This window comes from Clostridium sp. Marseille-Q7071 (assembly GCF_965112025.1).
In genome coordinates this window covers 2,167,792-2,180,551 of sequence record NZ_CBCOPR010000001.1, presented here as the reverse complement: position 1 = coordinate 2,180,551, position 12,760 = coordinate 2,167,792, and the positions used below count along the sequence as shown (strand labels likewise).

Annotated in this window: 14 protein-coding genes; 1 reads left to right on the top strand and 13 read right to left on the bottom strand. The window is 28.3% G+C overall.

The features are described from left to right. Nucleotides 1-3 precede the first annotated feature (3 nt). The 11 genes from ACWPW7_RS10170 to ACWPW7_RS10120 all read right to left on the bottom strand — a co-directional run bounded on the left by ACWPW7_RS10170 (nt 4) and on the right by ACWPW7_RS10120 (nt 9,788). Complete coding sequence (locus ACWPW7_RS10170; RefSeq protein ID WP_454053420.1) at nt 4-978, bottom strand: XkdQ/YqbQ family protein; 975 nt, start codon at nt 976-978, stop codon at nt 4-6. Between the two features lie 11 nt (nt 979-989). Then, nucleotides 990-1,652 (bottom strand): LysM peptidoglycan-binding domain-containing protein, encoded by a 663-nt coding sequence (locus tag ACWPW7_RS10165; protein WP_454053419.1) that lies wholly within the window; start codon nt 1,650-1,652, stop codon nt 990-992. Next, nucleotides 1,652-3,805 carry a hypothetical protein gene (locus ACWPW7_RS10160; RefSeq protein WP_454053418.1) on the bottom strand — a complete coding sequence of 718 codons (2,154 nt, stop codon included), beginning with the start codon at nt 3,803-3,805 and terminating at the stop codon, nt 1,652-1,654. Before ACWPW7_RS10160 ends, ACWPW7_RS10165 begins: the two co-directional genes overlap by 1 nt. 270 nt (nt 3,806-4,075) lie before the next feature. After that, complete coding sequence (locus tag ACWPW7_RS10155; RefSeq protein ID WP_454053417.1) at nt 4,076-4,489, bottom strand: phage tail assembly chaperone; 414 nt, start codon at nt 4,487-4,489, stop codon at nt 4,076-4,078. Nucleotides 4,490-4,504: 15 nt separating this feature from the next. Then, nucleotides 4,505-4,969, bottom strand: a complete 465-nt coding sequence (locus ACWPW7_RS10150; protein WP_039631259.1) for a phage tail tube protein — start codon at nt 4,967-4,969, stop codon at nt 4,505-4,507. After that, the gene (locus tag ACWPW7_RS10145) at nt 4,970-6,280 is read right to left on the bottom strand and encodes a phage tail sheath family protein (protein WP_454053416.1); all 1,311 of its coding nucleotides are present in this window, start codon (nt 6,278-6,280) and stop codon (nt 4,970-4,972) included. It abuts the gene before it with no gap. After that, nucleotides 6,281-6,454 (bottom strand): hypothetical protein, encoded by a 174-nt coding sequence (locus ACWPW7_RS10140; RefSeq protein ID WP_291568752.1) that lies wholly within the window; start codon nt 6,452-6,454, stop codon nt 6,281-6,283. It abuts the gene before it with no gap. Next, complete coding sequence (locus ACWPW7_RS10135; protein WP_454053415.1) at nt 6,447-6,905, bottom strand: phage tail terminator family protein; 459 nt, start codon at nt 6,903-6,905, stop codon at nt 6,447-6,449. Before ACWPW7_RS10135 ends, ACWPW7_RS10140 begins: the two co-directional genes overlap by 8 nt. Continuing rightward, nucleotides 6,892-7,326: an HK97 gp10 family phage protein gene (locus ACWPW7_RS10130; RefSeq protein ID WP_454053414.1), complete on the bottom strand. Its 435-nt coding sequence runs from the start codon at nt 7,324-7,326 to the stop codon at nt 6,892-6,894. The genes ACWPW7_RS10135 and ACWPW7_RS10130 overlap by 14 nt, the downstream gene beginning before the upstream one ends. A 1,401-nt stretch (nt 7,327-8,727) precedes the next feature. Further along, nucleotides 8,728-9,243 (bottom strand): helix-turn-helix domain-containing protein, encoded by a 516-nt coding sequence (locus ACWPW7_RS10125; RefSeq protein WP_454053413.1) that lies wholly within the window; start codon nt 9,241-9,243, stop codon nt 8,728-8,730. Nucleotides 9,244-9,632: 389 nt separating this feature from the next. Beyond that, nucleotides 9,633-9,788, bottom strand: coding sequence for a hypothetical protein (locus ACWPW7_RS10120; RefSeq protein ID WP_454053412.1), 156 nt, complete (start codon nt 9,786-9,788; stop codon nt 9,633-9,635). Between the two features lie 873 nt (nt 9,789-10,661). Between ACWPW7_RS10120 and ACWPW7_RS10115 the strand changes: the two genes are divergently transcribed. Beyond that, nucleotides 10,662-11,141: a helix-turn-helix domain-containing protein gene (locus tag ACWPW7_RS10115; RefSeq protein ID WP_454053411.1), complete on the top strand. Its 480-nt coding sequence runs from the start codon at nt 10,662-10,664 to the stop codon at nt 11,139-11,141. Nucleotides 11,142-11,567: 426 nt separating this feature from the next. Here ACWPW7_RS10115 and ACWPW7_RS10110 read toward each other — a convergent pair whose 3' ends face one another. Next, the gene (locus ACWPW7_RS10110) at nt 11,568-11,825 is read right to left on the bottom strand and encodes a YdeI/OmpD-associated family protein (RefSeq protein WP_454053410.1); all 258 of its coding nucleotides are present in this window, start codon (nt 11,823-11,825) and stop codon (nt 11,568-11,570) included. A 371-nt stretch (nt 11,826-12,196) separates the two neighbouring features. Further along, nucleotides 12,197-12,757, bottom strand: a complete 561-nt coding sequence (locus ACWPW7_RS10105) for an IS630 family transposase (protein WP_454055492.1) — start codon at nt 12,755-12,757, stop codon at nt 12,197-12,199. Nucleotides 12,758-12,760: the final 3 nt, after the last annotated feature.

Here is a 12,760-nt window from a genome sequence, read left to right as displayed (position 1 = left end):
TATCTACACCACCTTTAAATCAAAATCCATAACTAAATTACCTTTTTCAAACTTATGTGTGGCTTCTTCTATTAAATAGTATTGTTTAATTCCCTTTTCTTTTATATCCACATAGACACCAGCCCCTGCCCTTAACTTTAAATCGTCCTTAATATCAATGCTTAAAATATCTTTTAATTTTAATGTTTTAGACTCTCTATTCTTAAGTTTTAATGTATTATTAACCATTTCTTGTATTTGTGCATTATTCATTTTTTCATCTACTTTTTTATAATATTGAAGTCTTCCCCATTTAGCTATATTCTTACTATCCTGTACAATAAACGCATCTTTTTTCTTATCTTCTTTATCTTCTCTAACTATTTTCACTCTATTATAGGTATCAGATTCTATACTATTTTTCCAATCATAATCACCTAAATTGCTATCATCAGAAATAACAGTTCTTTCCCTCATATTATTTATATTTTTTAAACAAAGAGCTCCAAAATCATCATAAAAGGTATAAGTTTGCTTTGTATTCACTAAAGTCTTTTCTAAAGAACTATATATTATATCTAGAAGCTTTTTATCACTCTCTAAAATAGATGGAATTACATACTTTGTGTCTTCTATAGTCCCTACCTTTAATCCAATATCATTTGCTATTTGGCTTATTATTTGGCTGGCTTTTTTATTAGTAAAAAAATAACTATCATTGAATAGTAGGTATCTTATCTGATCAAAGGCTGTTACTTTTACTTCAATATCTTTACTGCCACCATTCTCAAATACGTAACCATAGAAAACTTTGTTATTATCTACCTTAAAACTTACTACATCACCGTTATTTATAGATATAGATTTGTCCTTTATAAATTTAAATTCTAAACTAGAAGGATTACCTTTTCTTTTAGTTTTCCAAGTGACTTCTGTAATAAGTTCAGATATATCAAATACATTGCCATTTTTATTATCTAAAAGTAATTCAATTTGCACTTAACCACCACCTATGGAATTTTAAAAACTTGACCTGGATATATTAAATTAGGGTTTTTAATATTATTTAATTTTGCTATTTCTGGATATCTAGCACCATCACCAAGATACCTTTTAGCAATGTGCCACAATGTGTCTCCACTGACAACAGTATGTGTTTTTTGCTTTGATTTTTCTACTGGCCTTGGTGGTTTAGCTTTTACAGCTGCAGTTTTATTTTTAATATTTTGTTTAGTTACTATAACTACTTTTTTAGCTGCATAAGGCTTATATCTCTTGAGTTCTATAGAGTAATATATATCTCCAACTTCTCCACCTTTTTCACTTAGTTTAAAACCTTCTATAATAAATAAGTCATTCAGCTCTAAAGGACTCCCACCAGTAAATATAAATCTTATTTTTTGTTTCTTATCTCTCCACTCTCTAATTTTACTAATATAAAAGCTCGGAGAAAATAATTCCTCCGAGCTTACATAGGGTCCTCTATTTAATGGAAAATAACTTTCAAAACTTATCTCACTTAACTTAGGTTTATTTATTGTATTAACTTCTCCTAAGTTAATAACATTAAAAGTTTCATTGTCCCCATCTTCATTTATCTCTATTTTTTCTGGGAGTACTGGAAGAATAAATCCTTCTTCACCGTCATTTATTCCTAGATACATTTTGTACATTAAGCATATACCCCCTCTGCACTATTAACTAGCTCATTTTCCATGTAAGTTTCTATTCTAGAGATTATTGTATTAATATCTGCCTCTTCTTTAATATCTCCAGTTGTAACCTGCACTGTAGGAGTTAGTGTAACAAAATTTTGTACGCTCTCCTGTTCTGCTAAATCTCTAAGCATTTCTACATGCTCATTACTTACATCCATTTTATCGTCGATATTTTTAAGATGATCATTAGCTCCTGTAATACCTTTACCTAAATCTCCTAAATTTCCTGAGCTTCCTAATCCTCCTACACCTTCAAGGTTACCAACTTTATTGTTGTTCAAGTTGTCCATAATATTTGTTGGTGGTTCTGGTGGACCATAAGGAACTTTTTCCATACTACCAAACAAATTTCCTATATCAAATTTATCCTCAATATTTCTTCCAAACTTATCACCTAAATCAAATGCTTCCCCGTATTCAAATCTGTCCAATTTAAGAGCATTAGCATCTTTTCTATCAAACTTAATTTCGGCCTCACCTACTAAATCCTTAACTAGTCCTTTAAGTCCACCTCTCCAACCATTGACTGCCTCAGCAAGATTAGATCCAAAAACAGCATCTATAGCTGATGCTATACCTTCTAAAATTCCTAAAATTGAATCTGCCATTCCTCCAAATAGCCTTACAATTGAACCTATTGGGTCGTTAAATATATTGGCAAAAAATTCAGCAAAGGTTAATATATTATTCCAAAGTACAACTCCCATTTGAATTACAAAATTTATAACCCCTACAAATAAGTTACCTATAAAAGCAAGTACTGTCATAAAAGCTCCTGCAATCATACCTGTTGCACTTAATGATGTACCAGCAAAATGATTAATTGCTCCTACTACCGCGTAAAATACTGCAATTAACATAATTATTGCTATGATAATCCATGTAATAGGACATGCTGCTAAAGCTGCATTTAATCCGTCCTGTGCAATTATCAAAGCAACAATTGCAAATGTTTCTATACCAGATGCAATAGCATGTATCCCTTTAGCTATTGTAGTTTTTATTGTTGCAAGCCAAGCAATTCCCATTGCTATATTATAAGCAATTAATGCTGCCACTATTCCCCATACTAAAGGTCCAATAAACTCCCAATTATTTGAAACTACTTCACCTATCCAGCCAAAAACATCTGCTACTCCTTTGGCTATGGTAGATATGATAAGCAATCCGTTAGATATGACATCGAAGAAAGGTTGAAATCGGCCTTGTTGAAACCCTTCATTAAGAGTACTTAAAATAGGTTTTAAAATCTCCAAAGCACCATAGCCAGCTTCTGCAAAAGAGGTTTGTATATTTGATTTTAAATTGTCTAATTGTGCTATTGCTGAGTTATTAACTTCTTCTAATGCTTGCTCTGTAGCTCCCTTTGCATTTAATATTTCATCAAATTTATTTATAAAATCATCTATACCTGAACTACTCTCAAGAAATTCTTGATCTGCACCCTCAAAGGCAAAATTGTCCATTAAAGCTCCATAGTCACCAGCTAGTGCTTCTTTAATTGCAGATGCGGAGCCTTCCAACCCTTGGGTTGGATCAACAAGAGATAACTTTTCAGCACTCTTATTTAAATTCATAAGTTTATCTGTGTCTTTAGTTACTTTCATAAAATCCATGCTTATTCCTGTAAATTCTTCTAAACTATAAGCACTTTGATTAGCATGATCAGTTAGTCCTTTAAAGAATTGTTTTCCTGCACCTTTGTTACCTAGAGCACTAGAAACAGTATTAATTTGTTGTTCTAATCTTGCAGCGCCACCTATTGTCGAATCAAAAGCTTTTTCAATAGTAAAATTCTCTTCTTTAAAGGATTTAATTTTATCCTGTAATTTTTCTATAAAATTTGGACTTTTATCAGTAGAATCGTTTAACTTCTCCTGTTCATTTGTCGCTCTATTTTGAGAAATCGCTAATTGCTGCAATGCCGCTGAAGCTCTATTGGCACTTCCTCTAGCCGCATTTAAAGTATTAGTAATTCCTATATCTCTGCCAGATGAGCTTGATAAACTATCCATAGCCGAAATAGTTAAATTTAAAGCTTGAGTAATTTGTTGAAGTGGTTTTGTCATTTCATCAAACATTTTTAAGCTAGTTGATACTGTTGCCATAATATCACCTCCCTTTAGAGATAATAAAAGCACCCCTACTAAAGAGTGCTTTTAACTCAAAAAATTTGTTTTTATAGAACTATAATATTATTTAACTCTATTTTTTCTTAGCTTTATTTAAAGATCTTTTTTCACTTTCTACATAAATATCTATACTAGCATATATAAAAGCTTTTTCATTCCTAGGTATATTTTTAAATGTGCTTGGAAGAATTTTAAGTTTATGGAGGGCATAATGTGCATAATTAGCCTCAGCATCCCCCCCATTTATTAGTTTTTTGCTTCTTCAACTAGTTCCTGCATGCTTCTATCGTATCCATTTACTTCACTTACTACACTTGACCATTCTGAGTATTCTCCATCACTCATCTTACTTTTCATAGCTTTAAGCAATTCTTCATCACCCATAACTTGCCATGCTGATTGAAGTTCTGAATTTTTTAAATCTGGATAGGTTGTAGTTTCTATTATAAGTTTAGCTAAATATTTATCATTATCTGTTTCTATTACTTTTTGACCTTTTACAAAACTAACTTTTCTGCATTTTTTTCTTATTTCATCACCTATAGTTGATGCTATAGGTTTGAACCTCATTTTTCTTTTTTTTCCGCCTATAGTTATTTCTCTTTCTATTTCTTCCACTTCTTCAAAGGAATCCATTAAAAAGTCTTCAAATTTATTCATTATATTTCCTCCTAATTATCCTAATGTTGGTTTATTAAATTTATTTAATATATCTACATCTTCGAAAGTAAATGCCATATCTTCTTCTAAAACTTCACTTTCTACATCAAAAGCAGCCATGCTTACCTCATCAAGATTACAGTTTTTTAATACTACTGTTTGTCCTCCTAAGCTACTTGTTGGATCCTCATTGGTTACAGTAATATCAAAGTAAACATCTCTACCTTCTTTTATATAGCTAAGCATTAACTCTCTAAAAAGAGAAGTTGCATAATACACAGTAAGTGTACCTGTACCTTTCCAACCTGTCGCCCTATTTTGAGTAGCCCTATTCCCTAAGGTTTTCCCTTCTGTTTTTTGTTTTTCAACTTTTGATTCTAACTTCTTTGCATAAAATAATTCTTCATTTCTACCATTTACAGTTATATATGCTCGTGCCTCAGCACCACTAATAGTATCACTAAGCTTTAAAGATCCCATCTAACATACCTCCACATTCATGTATAATTTTTCCATACTATCTATTGGTTGTACTTCAACCTTTACTAACACAGAGTCTTTGTCTTTTCCTTTTTCAATTTCAATATCTTCTGGAACAACATTTTCAAGGGCATCTATCTCTTGAAGCTGCTCTAAAAATTTAATTACATCCTTTTTAAAAAGAATTCTACCATCTACGCTATTAGCAATTTTACCAATGTAATTAGTTTCCCATAATAATTTAATTCCATTATTTATTTCATATAAAGTTCTTATCAATCTATTTTTTCTATAGTCTTTATCTTTATCTTCAGTAAATGTTTTAAGAGTATTAATATCTTGTTCTATGACTACTTTTCTATTATTAATAGTAAACACTATTTCCCCATTATTTAAAGCATCTACTATTTCCTTATTTGTATATTTAATATCTACATCAATAGCACCCTCATATTGAAGATATGTGTTAGATTGATTTACATTTGCTCCTGCTGTAGCTCCAGTAACAAATGCAACTGCCTTATCAGATGTTATTTTGGTTCCATCCCCTAAGATAACTCCATTTTTAACACTAATAACATTTTCGCTATCAGCTTCAGCATAATTTTCTAGAACTAATTGTACTTGTCTGCCATCTTCTTTTAGTCTCTTTATAAAATCAGTAGCTACAGCTTTTATATCAGATTCCTTGGTTGGTATTCCTATAGTATGGAACTCATGTGCTTCAATGGCTGATAAATAATCAGTATAATTTTCATTAGTAACAGTTCCATCCTCACCGCCTTTTAATGGTAGTCCTGATGTAGTTTTTAACTCTCCAGTTCCTTTGAACTCAACATAAACATTTGGTTTCAAATCATCTATAGTTTTGACTAATTGTTTATCAACTTTGTTACCTTCAAAAGTAGTTATAACCTCGAATTTACTTGCGTCATCTATATCATTTTGAATTATTACAGTAATGTTATTTCCCTTTATACCACTATACTTAGCATTTATAGTTAATCCTTCTAATGTTGCAGTAGCTTTACTACCCTCATTAAGTCTATATAGCAAAAGTGTCTTAGCTCTCTTAAATACTTCTCTAATTAATAAAGCACTATTATCTGATATATTGATTCCCAATACTTTTGATAAATCATCATCAGCATGTATAGTAATAATTTCTTTTTCAGGTCCCCAAGGCAGAGTTAAAGGTAATGTTGCAATTCCTCTTTCTCCTATTGATGTTATTACATTCTTTTTAGATTTAAAGTTTATATATGCTCCTGGTCTTATTTTATTTTGTGATGTCCATGTTCCTCCAGCCATCTATTTCACCTCTCTCTTTTTAAATTCATCTATAATATTTTTAGCTTCCTCTAATGAGTACTCCTTATCATCAAGTAAAGCCTTTAAAATATCTCTTTCTATTTGTGTAAATTTATTAGAATTAACAATTTGCTCTTTATTAAATTTAATTTGTTCAATTTCTTTTTTAGTCATTTTTCAATTCGACCTCCTTATTTAACACTTTCATTTTAGTCACTTCTTCTACTTCCCTCATTACTTTATAATTAAATTGCAAAAAAAAGTGCAAGACTCCATCTATAATTTCATGTTCCATATTACTAGCTCTATATAAATCTTTATCTATAGGCACATATTCAAGAACTTCATAGAGTTTATTAGCAACCTCTAAGCAATCTAAATTAATCTCCTCTTTATCAGTAAAATAACTCACGTCAAAATATATACTTTTTTTATACCTAATATTAAGTTCTTTACTTTGTCCTGATTTTAAAACTTTAATAAAAAAACAAGGTCCTTCAAAACCCTGCTTTACTTCTTCATCATATATATTTATGTTAGGAAACACTTTATTCAGCTTTTGGTTAACTCCTACTCTTAAATCATTTATAGTTGATATATTATCACCTCCCTTAAGATCTACCATAAAGTATTTGTTTTAATAATTGAACTTGTTTTTGCTCTAGAAACTTAGGCAGCTCTTTTTCTATTTCTTCCATAGAAATAGTTGCCATAAACTTTCCTTCTACCCATGCTTTACCATCTTCAGTTACATATCCATACTCCACACGAGAAGCATATTCTAAATCATTAAATATCTCTACTATATAACTATTGCCATGTTTAGCTACATTTCCTATTTTCCAGTTTTCCTTTAACTCTCCTTTAGTCTTGTTAGGATAAGCATCTACTGGAGTTCTATCCTTAATCTTTTCTTTAGCTCTAAGTGCCATTTCAAGTAAAAATTCCTTTATCCATCTTTCAATTACTCTTTCATCAAGAGCTTTTTGAAATCTCTTAGATAGCTTCTTAAAATGACTACAATCCAAGTTTGCAAGTCTAGCCATTATGATTTCTCCTCTTTACTTAATATCAATTCTTGATGGGTATAATATACTGATATTTTACATATTTGGTAGATATATTTGAGTAAAGCTTAATTTTTCTTTAGTTATATGGTCTTTATTATTTACTTTATATTTTCAAGTAAAAATTCCAATAAAAAATCCTTAGAATCACATTCTAAGGGCATACCTGAAAGCTTTTTAGTTTTATTTGATTTACTTCAGTAATATGTGAACTCTTTAATACTTTTTAGTCATGTCATTTTTATCACCTCCAATATGATATTTATATTAATTACTTCAAGTAACACTTATATAAGTAGATACTTAATATAATTTTCCATACTATCATATTATCATGCTGCTAATATCTTTAAAATATCAAGAAAATATCATTATTGTATCATGTTGAATTCTATACTATTCTCCATCTACAATATATAAACTTTTCTGTCATGTCATTTTCATCACCTCCAATACGACATTTATATGGATTATTCCAAATAGCACTTATATTTTTATAAGTGTTAAAAAGGCACCTACATAAGTAGATGCTCTTAAGACATGTAAAGGAAAATAATAAAATAATATACTGGCATATTATTTTTTGAAGATGCCTTAATATATTTTTCCATACTATCATATTATCATGTTACTAATATCTTTAAAATATCAAGAAAATATCACTATTGTATCATATCAAATTTGATATTATTCTCCATATACAATATATAAACTTTTCAGTCATATCATTTCTACCATCTCTAATATGATATTTCAAATAACACTTATATTTTTATAAGTGCTAAGAAAGCACCTACATAAGTAGGTGCTCTTAAGACATGTAAAGGAAAATAATAAACTAATATACTGGCATATTATTTTTTGAAGATGCCTTAATATATTTTTTCATAATATCATATTATCATGTTGCTAATATCTTTAAAATATCAAGAAAATATCACTATTGTATCACATCGGATTCTATACTATTATCCAGCTACAATATATAAACTTTTCAGTCATATCATTTCTACCACCTCTAATATGATATCTATATGGATTATTTCAATTAACACTTATATTTTTATAAGTGCTAAGAAAGCACCTACATAAGTAGATGCTCTTAAACATAATTTTCTATACTATCATATTATCATGTTATTGATATCTTTAAAATATCAAGAAAATATCACTATTGTATCATATTGAATTTTATACTATTTTCTATCTACAATACATAAGCTTTTTAGTGATGTTATTTTTACCATTTCTAATATAGTAACATTTATATTTTTACACCTACTAAAAAAGCACCTACATAAGTAGGTGCTCTTAAACATAATTTTCTATACTATCATATTATCACGTTGCTAATATCTTTAAAATATCAAGAAAATATCACTATTGTATCATATCAAATTTGATACCCTCTATTCCAAATAGAAATATACTTAATTCATTAGTCATCTCCTTTACCCATCTTTTAGCTGTTATTACACTACAATTCAATTCTTCTGCTACATCTTCATAACTCTTTTCATCTTTATAATATTTTTCTAAAGCTAAATACTTTTCTAAGGAGCATAATTTTTCTTGCTTATTCTTAAGCATTTCTAGAGCCATATCAATATGAGATAGCATTATTAAAGTTTTTGTTTTACTTCTTTTTATACTAAGTATATATAGTTCATCTACGTCATCTAATATATCAAGATAATCACTCTCATCTCTTATTTGATTAATATCATCTATGGCGTTCTTAATATGATTTTTTAAATCATTATAGTGTTTTAATAATAATCTAGTATTATGAAATCTTTTATCTTTTCTTTCAACCATTTTTTCTTTATCATATTCTCTTATAGCTTCTTTTACAGCTTTATTTATTATTTCGTCTATATTAACTTCACTATTCAATAATATCACCTTCTTAATTTTTTAATGCTCATGCTTATTCATTTATAATTAATTTTGTAGTATTAATGATTTAAATAATTTATAGGTTGTACATTTTTATGTGCAATAATAATGATAGGCTTATTTTTAGAATTTGTATTTAAGAAATAACAGCCTCTTCAATGCGCCTTAATATTTCTGGAATTATTGCAGTTATGCTATATTTCACATTATTTCTTTTTATTGTGTATAACTTAAATGAACTTATATATAATAGACATACTTTACAAGTTGTAATTTTTGTTTCTATTCTTTTTGATTTTATATTAATCCTTAAGCACCTTCTTTTTTGATCTTTTTTTAAGTATGCTACCTTACTAGCTCCATATTATTTTATATAACTTTGAAAATTAATTAATACTATTGTTTTCATTAGTGATTTCCTCCAATAATCCGTATATTATTTTTATAGAATCATCTATATAATTATCTCCAGGATTGGGGGCTTCTATCGATCTTAAATTACTTAATACCTCTTCAAGAGCTTTTCTGTATCTCTCTATCATATATCCACCTTCACTTTCTTTATTTTGACGTCTTGATATCTTCTTGATATATTGATTTAATATATTCTAATAATGGATTATGCCATCAGATTATTTTCCTATATTAGGTGTTTTTCTATTAATTGAGTATCAATCTAAACTTATAAACTAATAAATTTAGAACTTTCTTCTGAAAAATATTGCTTAAAATTTCTTTTAGCCGTTTATTTTCTCTTTTAAGCACTTCATTTTCTCTCTCTAAACATTTTTCTAAGAATGAAAATTTTTCTAAATCTCCACCTTAAAGTTTTACAATATACTTAGGATGAAACATTATAACTTGTACACTTTTACAGGGACTTATAATACACTCTTTGAAATATCTGCTTATAAAATTTTCATCTAGCTCCATCTTTCATATATAGTTTTAACTAAAATAAATTTTTCTATCTTTACATCTCATTCTTATCACTATTAGTTGTAATATAGAATAAAAAAATATCTTTCATGCTACAATTAAATTCATTTGACATTTTAAAAGCTCATGAATAACTTAATTTTTATATTCTCCTTATAATTGATACATCATGCTGTTACTTATATTTAAATTTCTAGCTGCTTCTTTAGCTGTATTAAATCCAGCTTCTTTTTTAATATTGTAATATTGTTCACAATATGTTTATTACTCTTTTTCCGTCTTCTAAATTCTATATCTACATTTTACAACCATTAGTGATATAGAACAAGTTCTATTATAACTATTAGTGATAATTAAGTTCCTATTTTCTTTAATTTGCTATTGATAGCTTTGAATATCACCATTAGTTGTATTGATATTTTTATCACTGTCGGTTACAATACTAATAATGATAAAAATTCGTCGAGGTGATTAATGTGATTGGAGAAAGAATTAAAGAATTAAGAAAAGAAAATGGAATTACACAAGAAGAATTAGCTAAAAATATAGATGTTAGCACCTCCATGGTAGGAATGTATGAAACAAATGCCCGTAAACCAAGTTATGAAGTACTGATTAAAATAGCTAAATATTTTGGAGTTTCTACTGATTATTTATTAAATACAGAAGAAAAATTAGATGCAGCCATGAATTCTTTAAATAAGATCAACCATATGACCAAAGAGACTCTTGCTCCTAAACATAAAGGTACAAATAAAAATGATGTTGATAAAGAATTATGTGATATTGATCAATTTAGTACTGCGGAAGAAGCTATGCAATTCATATTAAAGCAACCATCTGTTATGGGTTTTGGTGGATTTGACATAAATGCAATGAGTGAAGATGAAATATTAGATTTTGCAAATGAATTGTTAAATCAACTAAAGATATTAAGCTATAAATATAAGAAATAATTGGATTATTTGAGTAGAATATCAAAAATGGAAATTCAAAATTGTGTTACAGGTTAATTAAAGAAGAATTAAAAACCTCTATCATAAGTAACTATATAACAAAAATTAGTATAGTTTTCAATATATTATGAGCAAATTTGAAATAAGCTTTTAGTCAAAGTAGTAAAGCAATTGAAACAAGTACATAAAAAAGTGAGAAATATAACTATGGATTTTTAGCTTAAAAAAATAAAGATTCAAATATACCAATTTTACCTCTTGTTTAAGAATGACTTAAAAAAGGAATGCATCTAATTATATATTATAGATGCATTCCTTTTTACTATAAGTTGGTCTACTTAACATTTCTTTAAACTCCATGATACACATATGACTGAAACTAAAAAAAGCTGGTTCTAACGACAATGATAAATATAGAAACATTTATTACATTAAATTAATAAAATTTAATGTATTATTTTTTAGACTTTTTATTACATTACTAATTTTATTTCTAGCCTCATCACCTGTTAAGTTATTGCTTTGTATATATCTAATTACATTTGTTTTTTCGATATCACTCAAATTCTCAAAGTAAGTTCTTGCTTCTGGTTCTTTAAAAAGTGCCGCCCCAAAACCTTCTGGAATGTCAGGGATATTTTGATTAGGGTTGTGCCCCAATCCTATAAAGTTCTTATCACTCATTGTTATTATTCCTTTCGTAATATTATTTGGAGTACCTTGCACGTTGCCCACTAATTAATTTCGTATATTTCTCAGTGATAACTGAGAAATTTAAAATTGATTAACTTTAGCGGCGAACAGCGTTCGCCATATATTATTGAATGAATATTAAACTATAAGGCATATTAAAAAGAACTGGCGAACACTGTTCGCACCTACAATAAAACACTAGCAATTATATTGATAGTTAAAAAATCCATTTAAGAAATTATCTTGTTCAAAAATAATTTTCACCTTAATTGCGCATTTTGCATTGTGAGTTAAAATACCTCAAAGATATACATTAAGTTTTAAGGTGGTATATCTATAGATATACCAAGTCAAAACTTAAATTATTCAGCGTAATAGTTGCTAGTATTTACCAAGGATTTTATACCTTCAAGATTTTTATTGAAAACTTCATAAAAATTAGCTGTTTCATTGTACAAAACATCTTTAGAACCTTTAGATAGATAAGTATGTATACAAGATTTATATCTATTCCACACATTTTCTTGAGGATTTAGTTCAGGAGAATATGGTGGAAGATAGATTAACTCTAAATATTTTTTATTACTTATCTGAAATGCTTCAACTGTTTTAGATTTATGAATTCTAGCATTGTCTAATATCATATATATCTTTTTATTTTCATTTAAATCTAATAAATGTTGTAAAAATGCTATGAAATTGTCTGAAGTTATTGAAGTATTATAAGGATATGCATCTACAATTGAATCATACTTTTTAGAAAGTTCTGTAGCACCTATAAGTTTTAAGCCATCTTTTAACCCGTTTTTTTCGATTAGAGGGGGATGACCTATAGGGCTCCAACTTTTTCTATTATTAGCCTCTATTTTGATAGCAGTTTCATCTGCTGCATATAAGAGTTTATTAGAAGAGCTTTCTACAATACG

Bases quoted from the DNA above. Each gene is read 5' to 3' on its own strand.
- ACWPW7_RS10165 (WP_454053419.1), bottom strand. From the start codon at position 1,652: ATGTACAAAATGTATCTAGGAATAAATGACGGTGAAGAAGGATTTATT.
- ACWPW7_RS10160 (WP_454053418.1), bottom strand. From the start codon at position 3,805: ATGGCAACAGTATCAACTAGCTTAAAAATGTTTGATGAAATGACAAAA.
- ACWPW7_RS10155 (WP_454053417.1), bottom strand. From the start codon at position 4,489: ATGAATAAATTTGAAGACTTTTTAATGGATTCCTTTGAAGAAGTGGAA.
- ACWPW7_RS10150 (WP_039631259.1), bottom strand. From the start codon at position 4,969: ATGGGATCTTTAAAGCTTAGTGATACTATTAGTGGTGCTGAGGCACGA.
- ACWPW7_RS10145 (WP_454053416.1), bottom strand. From the start codon at position 6,280: ATGGCTGGAGGAACATGGACATCACAAAATAAAATAAGACCAGGAGCA.
- ACWPW7_RS10140 (WP_291568752.1), bottom strand. From the start codon at position 6,454: ATGACTAAAAAAGAAATTGAACAAATTAAATTTAATAAAGAGCAAATT.
- ACWPW7_RS10135 (WP_454053415.1), bottom strand. From the start codon at position 6,905: ATGGTAGATCTTAAGGGAGGTGATAATATATCAACTATAAATGATTTA.
- ACWPW7_RS10130 (WP_454053414.1), bottom strand. From the start codon at position 7,326: ATGGCTAGACTTGCAAACTTGGATTGTAGTCATTTTAAGAAGCTATCT.
- ACWPW7_RS10120 (WP_454053412.1), bottom strand. From the start codon at position 9,788: ATGATAGAGAGATACAGAAAAGCTCTTGAAGAGGTATTAAGTAATTTA.
- ACWPW7_RS10110 (WP_454053410.1), bottom strand. From the start codon at position 11,825: ATGAGTGATAAGAACTTTATAGGATTGGGGCACAACCCTAATCAAAAT.